This is a genomic window from Aequorivita antarctica (assembly GCF_007997155.1).
GTDB lineage: Bacteria > Bacteroidota > Bacteroidia > Flavobacteriales > Flavobacteriaceae > Aequorivita > Aequorivita antarctica.
Window position 1 is genome coordinate 335,185 of the sequence record NZ_VORT01000001.1, and the last position, 18,241, is coordinate 353,425.

Annotated in this window: 15 protein-coding genes; 8 read left to right on the top strand and 7 right to left on the bottom strand. The window is 37.5% G+C overall.

Annotated features, from left to right (window positions below; all coding sequences use genetic code 11):
• Positions 1-152: 152 nt before the first annotated feature.
• Positions 153-1,184, bottom strand: a complete 1,032-nt coding sequence (trhO, locus tag ESU54_RS01530) for an oxygen-dependent tRNA uridine(34) hydroxylase TrhO (RefSeq protein WP_111842873.1) — start codon at positions 1,182-1,184, stop codon at positions 153-155.
• A 230-nt stretch (positions 1,185-1,414) separates the two neighbouring features.
• On the opposite strand from trhO, the gene ESU54_RS18030 reads away from it, so the two are divergent.
• The 4 genes from ESU54_RS18030 (at position 1,415) to ESU54_RS01550 (ending at position 6,084) form a co-directional block, all read left to right on the top strand.
• Positions 1,415-2,488 (top strand): T9SS type A sorting domain-containing protein, encoded by a 1,074-nt coding sequence (locus tag ESU54_RS18030; protein ID WP_111842872.1) that lies wholly within the window; start codon positions 1,415-1,417, stop codon positions 2,486-2,488.
• Between the two features lie 273 nt (positions 2,489-2,761).
• Entirely contained in the window at positions 2,762-3,769 is a 1,008-nt protein-coding gene (recA, locus tag ESU54_RS01540; RefSeq protein WP_111842871.1) for a recombinase RecA, read from the top strand.
• A 126-nt stretch (positions 3,770-3,895) separates the two neighbouring features.
• Entirely contained in the window at positions 3,896-4,435 is a 540-nt protein-coding gene (locus tag ESU54_RS01545; protein ID WP_111842870.1) for an RNA polymerase sigma factor, read from the top strand.
• Between the two features lie 86 nt (positions 4,436-4,521).
• Complete coding sequence (locus ESU54_RS01550; protein ID WP_111842869.1) at positions 4,522-6,084, top strand: outer membrane beta-barrel protein; 1,563 nt, start codon at positions 4,522-4,524, stop codon at positions 6,082-6,084.
• A gap of 127 nt (positions 6,085-6,211) precedes the next feature.
• On the opposite strand, the gene ESU54_RS01555 is transcribed toward ESU54_RS01550, so the two are convergent.
• Positions 6,212-6,952, bottom strand: coding sequence for a lysophospholipid acyltransferase family protein (locus tag ESU54_RS01555; RefSeq protein ID WP_111842868.1), 741 nt, complete (start codon positions 6,950-6,952; stop codon positions 6,212-6,214).
• Positions 6,953-7,025: 73 nt separating this feature from the next.
• Between ESU54_RS01555 and trpS the strand changes: the two genes are divergently transcribed.
• Positions 7,026-7,994, top strand: a complete 969-nt coding sequence (trpS, locus tag ESU54_RS01560) for a tryptophan--tRNA ligase (RefSeq protein WP_111842867.1) — start codon at positions 7,026-7,028, stop codon at positions 7,992-7,994.
• Here the strand turns inward: trpS and dprA are convergent.
• Positions 7,991-9,094 carry a DNA-processing protein DprA gene (gene dprA, locus ESU54_RS01565; RefSeq protein ID WP_111842866.1) on the bottom strand — a complete coding sequence of 368 codons (1,104 nt, stop codon included), beginning with the start codon at positions 9,092-9,094 and terminating at the stop codon, positions 7,991-7,993. The genes trpS and dprA overlap by 4 nt on opposite strands.
• A 112-nt stretch (positions 9,095-9,206) precedes the next feature.
• Between dprA and ESU54_RS01570 the strand changes: the two genes are divergently transcribed.
• From ESU54_RS01570 to ESU54_RS01580, 3 genes are all read left to right on the top strand, one after another.
• The gene (locus tag ESU54_RS01570; RefSeq protein ID WP_170253243.1) at positions 9,207-10,145 is read left to right on the top strand and encodes an HU domain-containing protein; all 939 of its coding nucleotides are present in this window, start codon (positions 9,207-9,209) and stop codon (positions 10,143-10,145) included.
• A gap of 130 nt (positions 10,146-10,275) precedes the next feature.
• On the top strand, positions 10,276-10,785 hold the full coding sequence (locus ESU54_RS01575) for an acyl-CoA thioesterase (protein WP_111843252.1): 510 nt from the start codon (positions 10,276-10,278) through the stop codon (positions 10,783-10,785).
• 185 nt (positions 10,786-10,970) lie between these two features.
• On the top strand, positions 10,971-13,694 hold the full coding sequence (locus tag ESU54_RS01580; RefSeq protein ID WP_111842864.1) for a S8 family serine peptidase: 2,724 nt from the start codon (positions 10,971-10,973) through the stop codon (positions 13,692-13,694).
• Positions 13,695-13,741: 47 nt separating this feature from the next.
• Here the strand turns inward: ESU54_RS01580 and ESU54_RS01585 are convergent, their stop codons facing one another.
• From ESU54_RS01585 to ESU54_RS01600, 4 genes are read right to left on the bottom strand one after another with little or no spacing between them, the layout of a single operon-like run.
• On the bottom strand, positions 13,742-15,031 hold the full coding sequence (locus ESU54_RS01585) for a murein hydrolase activator EnvC family protein (RefSeq protein WP_111842863.1): 1,290 nt from the start codon (positions 15,029-15,031) through the stop codon (positions 13,742-13,744).
• Positions 15,032-15,796: a DUF4292 domain-containing protein gene (locus tag ESU54_RS01590; RefSeq protein WP_111842862.1), complete on the bottom strand. Its 765-nt coding sequence runs from the start codon at positions 15,794-15,796 to the stop codon at positions 15,032-15,034.
• Positions 15,797-15,803: 7 nt separating this feature from the next.
• Positions 15,804-17,180, bottom strand: coding sequence for a tetratricopeptide repeat protein (locus ESU54_RS01595; protein WP_111842861.1), 1,377 nt, complete (start codon positions 17,178-17,180; stop codon positions 15,804-15,806).
• A gap of 31 nt (positions 17,181-17,211) precedes the next feature.
• On the bottom strand, positions 17,212-18,228 hold the full coding sequence (locus ESU54_RS01600; protein ID WP_111842860.1) for a sugar phosphate nucleotidyltransferase: 1,017 nt from the start codon (positions 18,226-18,228) through the stop codon (positions 17,212-17,214).
• Positions 18,229-18,241 lie beyond the last annotated feature (13 nt).

Sequence of the window (18,241 nt, forward strand, 5' to 3'; positions counted from 1 at the left end):
TAATCGGTAAAGATACCAATAAAATTTTCGATTTTGAATTTCCGATTTTAGATTTTTGAAATCCTCTCCCGACCCCTCCAAAGGAGGAGAGAGAGCACAGTGAGTTCCCCCTTTGCGATGTGCTGAGCTTGTCGAAGTAGTGGTTAGGGGGACTATTTCTTAAACTTCAACTTTTCCGATCTCCCCTTTTTAAAAATTTTGTTGCTGTTTGGGATACCTTGTCTAAGTTTTTTCTGTTCCTCTTCAGGTAAATGGATTGTTTCTACACATTCTTCACTACAACAATCTTCCATTGCTACTGCACATTTTTCGCATTGAATGAAAAGTAAGTGGCAGGCTTCGTTGGCGCAATTGGTATGTATGTCGCAAGCTTCGCCGCATTGGTGGCAGTGGCTAATTACATCGTCTGTAATCCGTTCGCCACGACGATGGTCAAAAACGAAATTTTTTCCGATGAATTTATTTTCCAAACCTTGGTTTTCAACCTGACGTGCATATTCAATAATGCCACCTTCAAGCTGAAACACATTTTTAAAACCTTTGTGTTTGTAATATGCGCTGGCTTTTTCGCAACGGATGCCGCCAGTACAGTACATCACTAGCTTTTTGTCTTCTTTATGGTCTTTTAAATCTGCTTCAATAATATCCAACGAATCGCGGAACGTATCAACATCTGGGGTTACAGCGTTTTTGAAATGACCGATTTCGCTTTCGTAGTGGTTTCGCATATCAACCAAAACCACATTTGGATCTTCAATCAGTTCATTGAATTTCAAAGCATCAACATGAATTCCTTTGTTTGTAACATCGAAGGTTTCGTCATTCAACCCATCAGCAACAATTTTATCGCGGACTTTTACTTTCAGTTTTAGGAACGATTTCAAATCCTGCTCAATGGCGATGTTCAGCCGTACATCCTTCAGAAAATAAATGCCGTCCAGAAATTCCTTAAATTCCTTAAAGCGTTTCGCCGGAACGGAAAGCTGAGCATTGATGCCTTCGTGCGCCACATAAATACGGCCAAGCACATCCTGCTCGTGCCAGGTTACAAAAAGATGGTTGCGGAAAAGGTGTGGATTGCCAATTTTGGCGTATTGATAAAAAGAAAGGGTAAGCCGTTCCTCGCCGGCCTGTTCCAAAAGTGTTTCCCTCTCTTTTGCACTTAATTTATTGTACAGTTGCATGCTATACTTTTTTAGGTGAAAAGAATTGATTTTGAAGTTGCAAAAGTAAAGGTTTTAATGAAATCAGAAAGATTAAAGTCTTTTTAATGCTTTACTTTTTTATAAAATGTAGGAAAAGCACTTCAATAAAAAAAGGGAAAATCCCCCTACAAGAACAGGGAAAATCCTGTTTTATGTCATAAAAAATTAGCATAGCTTTAACAAATCAACGAGCTTTAATCGATAAAATCATGAAAAAATTATATATAGTTATATTTTTATTGGTAAATACCTTTCTTCATGCACAGATTGTAAATATTCCAGATATCAATTTTAAAAACGCTCTTATTGAAGAAGATGTTGATACTAATAATGATGGAGAGATACAGGTAAATGAAGCCGAAGCTGTGCTGAATTTAAACGTGAGTTATAAAAACATTTCATCTTTGGAAGGAATACAAAGTTTTGTAAACTTGGAAGTATTATATTGTTCAGGAAATCAACTAACTGCGTTGAATATGTCAGAAAACCTGAATCTTCAAAAGTTAACCTGTATATTTAATCAGTTAAGCAATTTAAATGTAACCCAAAATTTAAATCTTAAGTACTTACGGTGTCGAGAGAACCTTTTAAGTAATTTGGATATATCCCAAAACATAAATCTTGAGACATTATGGTGTTCAGACAATTCATTAGTTAGTTTAGATGTCACGCAGAATATTATGATAGTATCTTTATATTGCGATGATAACCTTTTAAGTGAATTGGATGTATCTCAAAATGTAAATCTTGAATCGTTGGTTTGTTCGGAAAATCAATTGAACAGTTTGGACTTGTCTCAAAACATAAACCTTAGAGGCTTAATTTGTTCCGACAACCAACTAAATAGCCTATATATTGACAATGGTAATAACAACAATATGGGTGAAATGTTTTCCACAGGGAATTTAAACCTAATATGCATCCAAATTGATGATGAAAACGCTACGTATCCCGAATGTGAAGGATTTCCTGTTGTAGGTTGGTGTAAAGATGATTGGTCTTCTTACAGCGAGGATTGCAGTTTAGGTTTAACAGATTTAGAAAGTACCATCATCAACCTTTATCCCAACCCAACAAGAAACATAATATTTCTAAATTCAAAAAACACCACAGAAAATCTAAAAGTGAAAATCTTCAACTTAGAGGGCAAACTTTTAAGCAATCAAAATATAGCGTTTAAAGAGGTGTTCATAGATGTTTCAAATCTATCAAGCGGTATGTATTTTTTAAATATTGAAGATGAAAACGGCAATACAGCTATTAAAAAGTTTTTAAAGGAATAGCAGCAACAAAAAAAGACAACCAATCTGGCGTTATTAAAGCAGCTTTTTTCATTTTATTTCCCCATTAAATTGAAAAAACATGTAAATTAGTTCCAATCAAGTCTTGGCTCTTGTCTCTTTCAGTGGCTTGTGCTGAGCTTGTCGAAGTAAGCGGTCTTGTTTCTTTTTTTAGTTGTTAACAAAAATACCTTCCCCTCACATTTTACTTTTGCCCTAAGTACAAAGAAATAGTATCTTAGCTAATTAAAAATCCCATCATAAAATATACTGAAAATGAGCACTGAAAAAGACGCAAAACTGAAAGCTTTAAAGCTAACTCTCGATAAACTTGACAAGACTTACGGCAAAGGAACTGTAATGAAAATGGGCGATCGCGCCGTAGAAGATGTGGAAGTGATTCCTACAGGTTCTTTGGGTCTGGATGTTGCCCTAGGCGTGGGTGGTTATCCGCGCGGAAGGGTCATTGAAATATACGGCCCAGAATCTTCCGGGAAAACCACGCTTACGCTTCACGCAATGGCGGAAGCACAGAAAAAAGGTGGAATAGCTGCATTTATCGATGCAGAACATGCTTTCGATCGTGGCTATGCTGAAAAACTTGGAGTTGATGTTGAAAATCTGATAATTTCACAGCCCGATAATGGCGAGCAAGCTTTAGAAATCGCCGATAACTTAATCCGAAGTGGTGCGATAGACATAGTAGTTATCGACTCCGTTGCAGCCTTAACGCCAAAAAGCGAAATAGAAGGCGAAATGGGCGATAGCAAAATGGGGCTTCACGCACGTTTGATGAGCCAAGCACTTCGAAAACTTACGGGTTCCATCAGCAAAACAAAATGTACTGTAATCTTCATTAACCAGTTGCGTGAGAAAATTGGGGTAATGTTCGGAAACCCAGAAACTACAACGGGGGGAAACGCTTTGAAGTTTTACGCTTCCGTGCGATTGGATATTCGTCGTTCCACACAAATAAAAGATAGTGACAGCAATGCCATGGGAAACAAAACCCGCGTAAAAGTTGTAAAAAACAAAGTGGCGCCACCTTTCAAACAAGTAGAGTTTGACATTATGTATGGCGAAGGAATTTCCAAAGTAGGTGAAATTATTGACCTCGGCGTTGATTTTGAAATTATCAAAAAAGCGGGTTCATGGTTCAGTTATGACGACACCAAACTTGGGCAGGGTCGTGATGCTGTAAAAGCACTTCTTTTAGACAACCCAGATTTAATGGATGAGTTGGAAAAGAAAATTAAAGATGCTATTACTGCAATAAGTAAATAATTTTCAGCGAACCACGCAACCCTTTTGATACACTGGTATCTACAAAATGTAGGAACCTTGATTATTACGGTTGCCCTCTAAAATAAAGAGGTATTTACAACAGAACAATAATTCACGGGACCGCATTTGACTTTAGACGAGCTCATAATACAATGCAAAAAGCAGAATGCAACGGCGCAGGGCGAATTGTACAAACAGTACAACAGAATCCTTTTTGCCATTTGTCTTCGCTATTCGCCTAATTATACCGAGGCTGAAGACAATTTGCAGGATGCTTTTATAACCATTTTTAAGAAAGTTGAGCAGTATAACGGAAAAGGTTCTTTTGAAGGATGGATGAAACGGGTGACCGTGAATACCGTGCTTCAGAAATATAGGAAACAACGCACCTTTGAAATTGTTGATGAAGGCCAAATTGAAGATGAGGCCGAGGTGGAAATTGAAAGCGAAGAAATTCCTTTGGATTTTCTGCTGAAAATTGTGCAGGAACTGCCGGATAGGTACAGATTGGTTTTCAGTATGTACGTGATGGATGGCTATCAACATAAAGAGATAGCAGAAATGTTAGGAATCAGCGATGGAACGTCTAAATCAAACCTGGCTCGAGCCAGAATGATTTTGAAAAATAAGATTGAAGAATATAATGCTATAAATTATAACACTTAAAGCATTGTATAAATTGTTTAGATTGAATAAAATACCCCTGCTTTTGGGTAGGGGTTTTTAAAAGTTTTCCCTGTTAAAGGGTAAGGATGAAAGAAAAGAAAAACATAGACAACATTTTTAACGAAGGTTTCAAAAATTTTGAGGCCACTCCTTCGCCGCGCGTTTGGGAAAACATTCAAGCAGCCCTTAAAAAGGAGAAAAAAGAGCGCAAAGTTATCCCGCTGTGGATAAAACTTAGCGGTGTTGCTGCGTTACTTGCACTTTTATTGACTGTGGGCGATTCACTTTACAATTCTACTAATACTGTTGTTGCACCTGAAATTACTAACCAGAATTTGGAACAAACTGAAAATCAACTTCAAGAAAATAAATCTGAGGTTGAAAAACAAGCTAATGATACGCAAGTAGCTTCTGAAGATAAGACGCTTCGAAATGATGGCTCTCAGGACTCGGATGCTTCTGAGGATAGTTCTTCAAAAAATAAAGGTGAAACAAAACCTTCAAATAAACTTTTCAAAAATTCTTCTAAAAAATCAACTAATACTGTAATAGCTGCCAATAGTTCAGAAAAGAATTCTTCAAAATCAAAAGAAAATCAAAAGAAAGATTTGATTGAAAAGAATACATCTAAAACGCAGCTGAATGAGGTAATAGCTACTTCAAAAAATAGTTCTGAAAAGGCCAATGCTGATAAAAATATAAAAGAGGCAAACGAAGGTCTCATAAATAAGGATAAAGCTATTTTCGACACCAAAAAAGAAGGAGTTGCTGTTAACCAAAATTCTGAAAAGACAGATTCAGAAAAAAACCTGGTAAAAACCGAGGAAGAAATAACGCAAGAATCAAACAATAAAAAATCAATTTTTGACGCCATTGCAGAAGCTAATGAAGATGCAGCTCCTGAAAAGAAAAAGAAGCAAAAACCAGAACATCGCTGGAATGTAGCTCCAAACTTAGCTCCAGTTTATTACAGTAGCCTAGGAAATGGTTCTTCAATAGATCCAAGTTTTGCAGACAATCCACAAAAAGGCGATGTAAATATGAGCTACGGAGTGCAGGTGAGTTATGCTCTTAACAATCGTTTAAGCGTGCGTACTGGGGTTAACAATGTAGATTTAAGCTATAGCACCTCTGGTATTGAAGTGGGTACGGGCCCAGTGGCTGTCGCGCTGCGTTCTGTTGATTATGGGGGAAGGGATATTGTTGTAACGGCTGCTGATAAAGGATCTTTTGCCAATGCTGCCCCATCTAATGGTTTTGGAGATATTATGCCAAAATCTACGCAAGGCGAAGCAAGGCTTATTCAAAATTTAAACTATTACGAAGTGCCGGTTGAGCTTAAATATGCTGTTATTGAAAGTAGATTTGGCGTAAATGTAATTGGCGGAGTAAGCACTTTGTTTTTAGGCAACAACGAAATTTCAGTGAAAGCAGATAATTTTACTGATGTGCTTGGAGAGGCAAATAATCTCTCCTCTGTAAGTTTTTCAACTAACGTCGGGCTGGGATTGGACTATAAACTGTCCAAAAAATTTACGTTTAATATTGAGCCAATGTTTAAATACCAGCTCAACCCTTATACCGATTCATCTGTAGACTTCAAGCCTTACTATTTAGGTGTATACAGTGGATTGAGTTTCAAGTTTTAGGTTAGTTTTTAGTTGGATGTGTTTGATATACTTCAAACAAAATGATTGCAAAAAACCGTTCTTCGCCATAGGACGGTTTTTTTATACCCTGATTGTGGGCCAAGTAGAAGGTAAAAAAATCTAAATACTAAACCGTAGGGTTTTGCAATTCACCCAAAATTACTTCCCGCGTTTCTTTTTTCAATTCCTTTCTTTTGTCCAAACTCAATGTCGCAGTTGGAATAAGTTTATGAACTTTAATTCGCATTTTGCCCGGACCGCCCTTAAAAAATGAATAAGGAAACCTTTTTTTATTATCGTGAAAGGTCATCGGAGCGATGGGTATTTGGTGTTCAATGGAAAGTCTAAACGCACCATCCTTAAATTCATCCAACAAAAGCGAAAGATCCTCTGGAACGCCACCTTCGGGAAAAATGCAAATACTTAAGCCTTCGTTCAAACGCATTTCGGCTCTTCGGAATGCTTCAACACGGCTTTTGTTGTTTCCACGATCTACCAAAATGCAGGTTCGTTTATAAATATATCCGAACAGTGGAATTTTTGCCAATTCTTTTTTGCCAACAAAAACGAATGGATTTTTGGTGACATAAAACATTAGCATAATATCTGTCATGGAAGTGTGGTTGGCAACAAACATATAGCTTTGGCCCTTTTCATAATGTATGTCACGTTTTATAATGGGGTAGCATCCAATTCCATAAATTATTAGTGCAGACCAAGTTCGTGCAACTTTGAAGAAAAAAGGATACCAAGAATATTTCAGAATACTAATAACAAGAAAGGGAAATAGCAAAATTGTAGCAAGAGCTATAATCAAATAGAACCAAATACGGTAAAAGGTCGCAAATATTTGTTTTAGTAATTTCATTAGCTTCAAAAGTACTCATTTGAACGATGTGAATAAATCAAAAAAAGTACCTTTGTTGAAATTTTTCAGAACGATGTCAAGAATACTCACAGGAATACAAAGTACAAATACTCCGCACCTCGGAAACCTTTTGGGAGCAATCATTCCCGCTATTGAAATGGCAAACGATCCCAAAAACGAGTCGTTTCTTTTTATTGCGGATATGCACTCACTCACACAGATAAAAAATCCCGCAACGCTTCGGGAAAACACCTATAGTGCTGCCGCAACTTGGTTAGCTTTTGGGTTGGATATAGAACGCGTAGTTTTTTATCGTCAGAGTGACGTGCCGCAGACTACAGAACTTTCTTGGTATTTAAGCTGCTTTTTTCCGTTCCAAAGGTTAACATTGGCACATTCCTTTAAAGATAAGGCTGACCGTTTAGAAGATGTGAATGCAGGTCTTTTTACATATCCAATGCTTATGGCAGCTGATATATTATTGTACGATGCTGAAATTGTTCCCGTTGGAAAAGACCAAATGCAGCACATTGAAATAACCCGCGATGTTGCTTCACGTTTTCACACACAAATGGGTGAAACTTTTGTGTTACCGGTTGGAAAAGTGCAAGAAGAAACCATGTATGTTCCCGGAACGGACGGAACCAAAATGAGTAAATCCAAAGGGAACTTCATTAATATATTTTTGGATGATAAAAACCTTCGAAAACAAGTAATGGGTATTGAAACAGATAGTACGCCGCTGGAAGAACCAAAAAATCCTGATACTTGCAATGTATTTGGTATTTATAAATTATTGGCTTCAAAAGAAGAAGTTACACAAATGCGAAAAAACTACGAAGGGGGAAACTTCGGCTATGGCCACGCAAAACAAGCTTTGTTTGAATTGATAGTCGAAAAATTTTCTGAAGAACGTGCTCGCTATAAATATTTTATGGAAAATCTTCCTGAAATAGATGCAGCTTTGGCCACGGGTGCTGAAAAGGCAAGGAAAGTTGCTGATGGGGTATTAAAAAGAGTACGGGAAAAACTTGGGTACTAAACCAATTGAAACAACTTCCCGGGTAACGGCCTAACAACTCCTTTCAGTTCCATATTCATTAAAATGCTTGCTGTTTTGTATGCTGGAATGTTGCATTCCAGAGCGATGATATCTAACAGTTCTTTTTCCTTTTCTTTTAAAAATCGGAAGACTACTTTTTCTTCATCATCTAATTCCACGAAAAGTTGGGTTTGTTTGGGCTTTTGGTTTTCTTTTAATTCCCAGTCCAACATATAGATTATATCCGCGGCACTGGTTAGTAACTGTGCTTTCTGCTGTTTTATTAAGTTGTTGCAGCCACGACTTTGGCTATCCGTAGCTCTTCCGGGAACGGCAAAAACTTCGCGGTTATATGAGTTCGCAATATCTGCCGTTACCAAACTTCCACCTTTTTCAGCAGATTCTATAACGATTGTAGCTTCGGAAAGTCCCGCGATAATGCGGTTTCGCTTTAAAAAATTGTTTCTATCAAAAGCGTCACTACTCCAAAATTCTGTGATAAAACCGCCGTTTTCCTCTATTTTTTGAACATATCTTTTATGGTCTTTGGGATACATTTGATTTAATCCGTGGGCCAAACAAGCAATATTCTGTAAGTTATTTTCTATCGCAGCTTTGTGTGCGCAAATATCAACTCCATAAGCCAAACCAGAAACTATCACAGGGTTTAGTGGCGCGATTTCTTCAATTAAATTTCGGCAAAAAGCGTTGCCGTAACTGGTTATTTTTCGGGTGCCTACGATGCTAATTATTTTCTTGCCAACCAAATCAATATTTCCGCTATAAAAGAAAAGTATTGGCCCATCTATGCAATGTTTTAATTTTTCGGGAAAGGTTTTGTCTTTGAAATAGCTGAATTGAATATTGTTTTCTTCAATAAATTTCATTTCTTCATCGGCTTCTTCCAATTGTTTTTTTAGATCGAGATCTTTTAGCCGCAAAATTCCAATACCATCAATTTTGGCAAGATTGCTTTTTTTCTCTTTGAAAATGTCTTCGGCAGAACCCATTTTCCGCAATAATTTTTTCGCTGAAATATCCCCTAAATTTGGAATACGCTGCAAAGCAAGCGTATAGCGCAGTTCGTTTTTTGAAAGCATAATTTCGAAAATTAAAATTGGGGAGGGAGTTTAAAAATACAAATTTTTAAGTTGTTAATAAATTACCAAAACAAAAATTGGATTGCCTTCAAAAAAGGCTAATTTTGTTTATATGCAACTTACAACCTACATTTCTGACCTGCTTTACCGATACGAATGTGTGATTATTCCTGGTTTTGGCGCTTTTTTAACGCGTTATAAATCTGCACATATTGACAATTCCACAAACACCTTCAATCCGCCTTCAAAAATTGTTTCTTTCAATAAACAATTGCAGGCCAATGACGGTTTGTTTGCCAATTATGTTGCTTCGGTTGAAAAATGTAGTTATGAAACCGCTTTACAAAAAATAAGAAGCTTTACTTCTCAAATTTCTAGAGAACTTTCAGAAGGGAAAACCATTTCATTCAAAAATATAGGTGAATTTTCGCTGAACGAAGAACAATCACTTCAGTTTGAACCCTTGCAGCAGCAGAATTTCAGCACTTCGGCTTTTGGGCTTTCATCATTCGTTTCACCAAAAATAACCCGTGAGTTTTATAAAGAAACTGTTGAAGCTTTAGAAGAAAAAGCTCCCATTATTTTTACACCAGAAAGAAAAGCCGCAAAATCCTACCTTAAATACGCTGCAATCGCAGTTATAGCAATGTCTGCAATAGGGCTTGGAAGTTTAAAACTTTACGAGAGTCAAGTTCAAAAGTTTAATTTGGCAGAAAGGCAAAAAGCAAATTCATTGATAGAAAATCAGATACAGGAGGCTACTTTTGTAATTGAAAATCCACTGCCAGTACTTAGTTTACAACTTCCAAAACACACTGGAATGTACCATATTGTTGCGGGTGCTTACCGTGAGGAAGACAATGCCGATAAAAAAGTTGAGCAATTGCGCGATAAAGGTTTTTCACCTCTAAAAATGGAGCCTACGCGCTACGGTCTGCATCAGGTTTTGTACGCAAGTTTTGAAGACCGCTTGGAGGCTTTGAATAAGCTAAGTGAAATCAAAAGAACTGAAAATGCAGATGCTTGGATGTTGGTACAAGAGATTCAGTAAATCAGTATATTGAAGTCGGGGCACAGTTTTAAGTAGGTATATGGTTTATTACAGATAATAATCAGCTTTTCTTTCTTCTTTTTACTCTATTCTTTTTTTCTAGTTGGGTATCTTTGCAAAAATTTTTCTGATGCAAGCCAAAACCCCAAAAGATTCATTGACCATTTATACAGACATGGTTCTTCCGAGTGAAACCAATCCTATAGGTAATATGTTTGGAGGCGAGCTGCTTGCCCGAATGGATCGTGCTGCTAGTATAGCCGCACGGCGTCACAGTAGAAGAATTGTGGTTACCGCTTCTGTAAACCACGTTGCTTTCAACAAAATGATTCCATTGGGAAGTGTGGTGACGGTTGAGGCAAAGGTTTCGAGAGCGTTTAGCAGTTCTATGGAAGTTTATATGGACGTTTATATTGAAGACCGCGAAAGTGGCGAAAGAAGCCTTTCCAACGAAGCCATTTATACATTTGTGGCTGTTGATGAAACGGGTAGACCCGTACGTGTGCCAGAGCTTTTACCAGAAACTGAGATTGAAAAATCACGATTTATTGCGGCGCTCCGTCGCAAACAGCTGAGCTTGGTATTGGCTGGAAAAATGAAGCCAAAAGACGCCACTGAGTTGAAGGCTTTGTTTCAATAATACATTTTAAATTTCTTTATAAATTATTGATTTACTGTTTCTTCCACAGGAAGTGAAATGTGTTAAATTTCCTGTTTTTTATTTTGAAATGACTTGTTTTTGGATTCAAATAAATATATTTGAGAAGATATGGCGAGTTTTAAGCCATTTTTTTTTAACTATAACCCAAATAAAACAAGTTAATCATGGCAAAAATTACTTTCCCAATAATTAAAAACTTTACGCTGTTGGTGATGATGTTGGTTTTTTCACTAACATTTTCTCAAAATTCAAATGACATTGTTTTTCAAGGTGAAACCTATGAAATGCCTGAAAACATTGCAAGCTTTCAATGGAGCCAAATGCCAGAATCTGCTAGACTGGATAATGGTTATCTGGGCTGGGTTCAATTTTACGCAACTCCTTCACAACAGGTTCAAGATTTGTTCAAACAAAACAATCTGCAATTGTTAGAATATATTCCACAGAGAACCTACCTTTTTTATTTTCCAGAAAATACTTCTGTAACTTTCTTAAGAAACAACGGTGTGCGCACCATTGTTCCCGTTAATGGCAGGGCAAAGCTATCGGCGGCATTGAAAAGTGGGGATTATAATTATTGGGCAATGGATGGCGATAATATTTTGGTGACACTTCAGTTTCACAAAAATGTTACCGGTACCTACGCCATAAGCCAGTTGGCTCAGCAACAAATAATCGTGAAAGAGAACTTTAAAGGTCAAAATATGCTTGATCTTTCTATTCCCAACAATTGTTTGGAAGCACTTTCAGAATTATCTTTTGTAAAATGGGTCGATCTTGTAGTTGCTCCTGCTGTGCCAGATGATACCAGAGGAAGAAGTCTTCACAGAGCAAATTCTTTAGACACTCAAACTGGTGCAGGTAGAAATTATACAGGCGAAGGTATTGGTGTTATGGTTCGCGATGACGGCCGCGTTGGTCCACACATAGATTTTCAAGGAAGGTTGACCAATTTGACAAATGTTGCTAACCAATCGCATGGTGATGGAGTTGCTGGAATTATGACCGGTGCAGGTAATTTGCTTCCCTCAAATAGGGGAATGGCCGCCGGATCTGATGTTTATGTAGTTAATTATGCTAGTAATTTTTTAGATGGTTCTACTGTAAACCTAATTAATGATGGAAGTGTTCAAATAACAAATTCATCATATAGCAATGGTTGTAATGATGGCTATACCAGTATAACCCAAACCGTTGACCAACAAACACTGGACACTCCAAGTTTGCTTCATGTTTTTTCCGCAGGAAATTCAAACAACAATAATTGCGGCTATGGAGCCGGTAGCCAATGGGGAAATATTACTGGAGGCCATAAACAAGGAAAAAATGTAATTGCTACTGCCAATGTTTACTTTGATGGTTCTTTGGTAAATTCAAGTAGTCGCGGGCCTGCTCACGACGGAAGAATAAAACCGGACATTACGGCAAATGGTCAAAACCAAATTTCTACAAATGAGAATAACACCTATCAAACTTTTGGCGGAACTTCAGGTGCTGCTCCGGGCATTGCGGGTATTTCTGCACAGCTTTATCAAGCTTATGGAGATTTGAACGGAGGCGATTTTCCTCCTTCAGCTTTAATAAAAGCAACTTTATTGAATACAGCCAATGAAGCAGGAAATATTGGGCCTGATTATAAATTTGGATGGGGAATTGTAAATGCGCTTCAAGCTGTTAAGCTTATAGAAGATGGTCATTACCTTTCCGATGAAATTTCTCAAGGAAATACAAACACGCACACTATAAATGTTCCAGCTGGAACCACTCAAGTGCGTTTTATGGTGTATTGGAGTGATGTTGCGGCAAGTCCTGGAGCAGATCCAGCTTTGGTGAACGATTTGGATTTGCTTGTTACAGATCCTTCCAGCAACGTTTTGGAACCATGGATTCTTGACCCCACACCCGATCCAATTACTCTTAATGATCCCGCAACCAATGGCCCTGATCATTTAAACAATGTGGAGCAGGTATTAATCAATGATCCTGCAGTAGGGAATTATGATATTGACATAACTGGATTTAATGTGCCAATAGGGCCACAGGAATATTATATTGTTTATGAACTAATCTCGGACCATGTTGCTATGACATATCCCAACGGAGGCGAACATTTTCAACCAAATCTTGCCGAAACCATTCATTGGGATGAGGTTAATACGACAGACGACTTCGTTTTGGATTATTCCATAGATAATGGAAACACTTGGAACAACATAGCCACCGTGCCAAACGACACCCATTTCTATAATTGGACTGTTCCAAATGAGGTTGGCGGGAATACGCTTATTAGAGTTACCAGTGGCGCATTTCAGGATGTAAGTGATGATACTTTTAATATTGCAAGAACTTCGGTTACTGTTAATGTTATTGAAGTTTGCGAAGACACAGCATATTTTGAATGGAGTGCTATCGCTGATGCTGAATCTTACGAATTTTATCTTTTGGGCGAAAAATATATGGAGGTAATTGCAACGTCAAATACCAATTCCATAACCATTCCTATTACTGATCCAAATGATGAAATGTGGTATGCTGTAAGTGCCAAAAACGACACCGAAGGATGGGAAGGGGAAAGAACACAGGCTAAATTTTATGGTGGCGGCATATTAGATTGTCTCATTGGTGTTGAAGAAAATGCGTTTGATAATGCTTTATCATTATACCCAAACCCAGCGACCAATGAGGTTTATATTAGTCTTTCAGATAAAACCTTTAGTAATTTTGATGTTACCGTTGCTAACAGCTTAGGTCAAATTTTGGAAAGTAAATTGAGTATTGACAATACCACAAGAGCCACACTAAATGTTTCAAATTATTCTTCTGGAATTTATTTTGTAACAATAAAGGCCGGTGAAAATGTTTCAACTAAAAAATTGGTTGTCCAGTAATAATATTGTTAATGACATAAAAAAAGGGAGCCATTGGCTCCCTTTTTTTACATTCTATAAATCCAATCTGCTGGATTTATCTTTGTCTTGTTTTGATAAATGTAGAATTTCAAAACTGTTTTTCCTTCCGTAGGGCTCTTTGCCACGGTTCCTATTTTTTGCTTGGTAGTAACCTTATCTCCTTTTTTCACTGAAACTGTGGCCAAATTGCTGTAAACCGAAATATAGTCCCCGTGTTGAATAAAGACTACTTTGTTAGCCCCTTTTATTATCTGGATTGCCATTACTTGCCCTTCAAAAATGGAGCGCACATCGGCGTCATCGCTAGTTGCAATTTCCACACCGCTGCTATTGGTGGTAACGTTTGGAAATTGTGGATGCTGGTGTGTTCCGAAGCTTTTTACTACCATTCCTTTTTCCACAGGCCACGGAAGTTTTCCTTTGTTGTTTGTAAAGCTAGCGGCGAGTGCTTTGTCTTCGGCAGTTAAAGCGAACTCATCTGTTTTTGCGGGTTTGGTAATAACGTTCTTGGTGGAAGGCGTAGTTGAGGTGCCATTCGCCTTGGCTTCAGCCTCTGCTTTTGCCTTCGCTATTCTGTTAGCTTCCTCAATTGCGGCTCTAATCAATGCGTCTATTTGGCGATCTATCTCGTCTGCCTCTTTCTGTTTTGTCCTTATTTGTGATGTAAATTTGCTTTCGTCCTTTTTCAAAGTAGCCACCAATGCTTGTTGATCTTTGCGTTCCTCAGTTAGTTTACTTTTTGCAACTTCGTTTTCAGAAATCAGTTTTTGTTTTGTTTTTTTCTGACTTATTAAATCTGAATTGAGTTTTTGAAGTTCTTCAGTTTTCGCTTTAATACCCTCGCCTTGTTTTTTTCTGAACTTGGCATACTGCTTCATATATTGAACACGTTTGTAGGCCTGCAAAAAGTTTTCCGAAGAAAGCAAAAACATAACACGACTCTGTTGGTTTTTACTCTTGTATGATTTTTGAATCATTTCAGCATAATCCGCTTTCATTACTTTCAGCTCTTCGCGCAAGGAACTTATTTTATTGATATTCTCGTTTATGTTTCTGGTAAGTAAATTTGCTTGTTGATTGGTAACGCGAATTAAATTTTCAGAAGCTGAAATGCGTTGGTTTAGGTCTTGAACTTGTGAAAGCACAGATTTCTCCTCCTTTTTTGTTTTGAAAAGAAGCGAATTTATCTGCGTTATTTCTTCCAAAATAGCCTGTCTTTTTTCCTCCAGTTCCTTTTGTTTATCAATTTGCGCAGAAACTGTTGAAACCGTAATTAAACAGATGAATAAAAAAAGATATGTGCGAAAATGCTTCATTTAATTTAGTTGGATTTCTTCGTAACCTTGCGGAATATCAAATGGAAAACTCACATCCACATTCACATCTATTTTTTTAAAATTCATTTCAATTTTCGTTTTCGAACCTTTTTCTGAAGTGTCTATCAAAATTGTTGATGGGTAATATTGACCCTCAATTTTTTGATAATCGCCATACCGAATACTCAATAAACGATCTTCTTTGGGCTGTGATAATGTTTCCGAAGCAATTTTGAAATTTTCTGGGTTTAAAAACAGCGAATGTATAAAATTTTGTGGTTGCTGCTTAGGTTGAATTTTGAATTTATTCTGAAAAAGCTCCGTCTTATATTCCGAAGGATTTAAGGTAAAAATGGACTGCCCAAGAAGCATATTCTGCGCCTGCTGAAAGTTTATCGGTGTGCCTATCCATTCGCCCAAAAGTGCAAAATCGCCTTCAAAATAAGTTCCTCCAATGGTTTCATAATAGCTCACACTTGTTGGCGTTATTAAAACTTTTGCAATGGTAATTCCCAAAACCGAAGCTTTTATCCAAATGCTTTTGTCCTTTTCCATCCGAAGACTCACGGTAATACTTTGAAGCTTTTCATCGGTTTCATAAACCAATTGTACGCGACCTGCCAAGGTTTTAAAATCTGGAGTTGCAGCTTTGTGGGCAGAAATCACTTCTTTAATTGAAGCACTTTCAATATCTGTAATAGTCTTGGCGCCACCGCAGGAAGCAAGTACTAATAATAACAAAAGGTAATACGGTTTCAGTTTCATAGTTTTTTTAGTTCGGCAATTTTACTGCTGCGGCTTTCTCGGAATACATTTTAGCATTTTTAGCATCGTCTTTTGTAGCGTATGCAAAGCTGAGTTGTTCGTAAAAATCGTGTTTCATTTTTTGGTCATCCAATATAAAATCTAAGCCAGTTTCCAAACTTTCTATTGCGGTATCGCTTTGTTGGAGCCCATTGTTTGCAACGCCGTTCAGCAAATATAAAAGTGCCTGTGCGGGAAAAATTTCCAAGCCTTCAGCACTTAATTTTGCAGCAGCTTCATATTTTTTGAATTCAATTTGAAACAGAAGCGTATTCTTCAAAAGGTTGTAATTGTCTGGGTCTTGAGCTATCCCTTTTTCATAGGCATTGAGCGCGTCTTCTTTTCTATCTTTAACAGCGTAATAATCTCCGAGTTTTTCATAAACGCGTCCGTTTTCAACAGAAAATTGATTTACTATTTCCGTCAATTCGGTTTCATATTCTGAATTTTCATTTACAAACTGAATAAAATCACCCAGTACTTTATATTTGGTTTCTTTGTCAACCTCTTCTGAAGAAAAAACACTTTTCATGGATTTTATAGCATCTGAAGTATTTCCTTCATCTAAATAAAACTTGTAGAGCGCCAAATGGACCAGCTGCGATTTTGGGTTGCTTTTCAAAAGATTTTTTGCAGTGTCGAAGGCTTTTTCTTTGTTGCCTTGATCGCTATAAAGGAAGATGAGGTTTAGGTATTCCTTTTCGTTTTTTGGGTTGTTGTCTATTTTTTGCTCCAGATTTTCAATGGCACCTTCGGTATTGCCTGTGGCTCGATAAATTTGGGCGCGCAGGGCGTTTCTTATATCGCTTTCGCCCCACACTTGGTCAAGTTCATCCAATTGCTCTAAAGCTTTGTCATATTGCTTCGCAAGTGTGTAAAGGTTGGCCAAATCTTCTTTGTAGTCTTCATCAAAAAGGATTAACCGTTTTACCAGTGGAATTGATTTTTCGTAATCTTTCTGTTGATAGTACAGCTCATAAAACTGCTCCAATACATCTATTCTGTCGCCCTGACTTTTCAATACTTTGTTGAAGTCTGCCTCGGCTTCGGCGTATTGTTTTAGATAGGTATGGTTTTTACCCATTTCAAAATAGACAACCGCTTTGTTTTCTTCAGTTTTTGCTGCTTTCTCGGCTTTGTTCAATGCATTGAGGGCCAATTCGTAATTCTCGATAGCTTTTTGTTTCAATGCTTCAAAAAAGTTTTCCTGAAAGGAATCGGTAACATCCCCCAATTCGTCCATTGGGTTTTGGATGGAATCGTTTTTAATTTGTTGGGCAGAGATATGCCTCGGAATAAGAATTCCGAAGAAAATTAAAAATATGTATATCAGTTGTAGCTTCAAATTATAATCCTCCTGTTCTTGTACGAATAAATTATTTCAATTCTGAATAGTCGCCAATACTCACATTTGTGAACTTTCCATCAAAAGTAGCATAATTGCCAATCATTGCGTTGTCCAAATTTGCGTTCTTGATTTTTGAATGGGTTTGGATAATGCTATTTTTTACTGTGCTTTCTTCAATTACCGTGCCTTCGCCAATAGAGGCGTAAGGGCCGATAGTACTATTTTTTAAAGTTACATTTTTGCCTATAAAGCAAGGGGCAATTATTTTTGAATTTTCGTTGCTGATATTTTCAGAAATCAAGGGTTTATTTGCTTCAGAAAGGAAGCCCAACATTTTCCTGTTGGTTTCAACCGTTACCTCTTTGTTTCCGCAATCCATCCATTCATCCACCGTGCCAGTTTTGAAAATTTTTCCAGCTGCCATCATCCGTTTTATACCATCATTAATTTGGTATTCTCCACCGTTAATGATGTTGTTGTCCAATACATATTGCAATTCATTTTTTAACTCGGCCACTTCTTTAAAATAGTAAATACCTATAACGGCTTGGTCGCTCACATATTCTTGTGGTTTTTCCACCAATTCGATTATTTCGTTTTTTTCGTTGAGGTTCACAACGCCATAAGCTTCGGGATTATTTACTTTTTTAGTCCAAATTACAGCGTCTGCTTCCTTGTCTAAATCAAAATCGGCACGAATCAAAGTATCTGCGTATGCAATAACTGCTGGCCCGGAAAGCGAATCCTTGGCGCACATAATGGCGTGTCCGGTTCCTTTTGGATCAAGTTGGCGGTATATTGTTGGTTTAGCACCCAAATTTGTAGCAAGCTCTTTTAAACTTTCAACAACCTCGTCTCCAAAAAAAGCAGGATCACCAAGAATGAAAGCGATTTCATCAATATCTTCATTCAAAACGCCAACGATGTCTTCCACCAAACGATGCACGATAGGTTTTCCGGCAACGGGAATTAGTGGTTTTGGGACAGTAAGTGTATGTGGGCGAAGACGGCTTCCGCGGCCTGCCATTGGGACTATTATTTTCATTTATTTTAGATTG

Bases quoted from the DNA above. Each gene is read 5' to 3' on its own strand.
- trhO (WP_111842873.1), bottom strand. From the start codon at position 1,184: ATGCAACTGTACAATAAATTAAGTGCAAAAGAGAGGGAAACACTTTTG.
- ESU54_RS01575 (WP_111843252.1), top strand. From the start codon at position 10,276: ATGCAAGCCAAAACCCCAAAAGATTCATTGACCATTTATACAGACATG.
- recA (WP_111842871.1), top strand. From the start codon at position 2,762: ATGAGCACTGAAAAAGACGCAAAACTGAAAGCTTTAAAGCTAACTCTC.
- dprA (WP_111842866.1), bottom strand. From the start codon at position 9,094: ATGCTTTCAAAAAACGAACTGCGCTATACGCTTGCTTTGCAGCGTATT.
- ESU54_RS01600 (WP_111842860.1), bottom strand. From the start codon at position 18,228: ATGAAAATAATAGTCCCAATGGCAGGCCGCGGAAGCCGTCTTCGCCCA.
- ESU54_RS01570 (WP_170253243.1), top strand. From the start codon at position 9,207: ATGCAACTTACAACCTACATTTCTGACCTGCTTTACCGATACGAATGT.
- trpS (WP_111842867.1), top strand. From the start codon at position 7,026: ATGTCAAGAATACTCACAGGAATACAAAGTACAAATACTCCGCACCTC.
- ESU54_RS01550 (WP_111842869.1), top strand. From the start codon at position 4,522: ATGAAAGAAAAGAAAAACATAGACAACATTTTTAACGAAGGTTTCAAA.
- ESU54_RS01590 (WP_111842862.1), bottom strand. From the start codon at position 15,796: ATGAAACTGAAACCGTATTACCTTTTGTTATTATTAGTACTTGCTTCC.
- ESU54_RS01585 (WP_111842863.1), bottom strand. From the start codon at position 15,031: ATGAAGCATTTTCGCACATATCTTTTTTTATTCATCTGTTTAATTACG.
- ESU54_RS01580 (WP_111842864.1), top strand. From the start codon at position 10,971: ATGGCAAAAATTACTTTCCCAATAATTAAAAACTTTACGCTGTTGGTG.
- ESU54_RS01555 (WP_111842868.1), bottom strand. From the start codon at position 6,952: ATGAAATTACTAAAACAAATATTTGCGACCTTTTACCGTATTTGGTTC.
- ESU54_RS18030 (WP_111842872.1), top strand. From the start codon at position 1,415: ATGAAAAAATTATATATAGTTATATTTTTATTGGTAAATACCTTTCTT.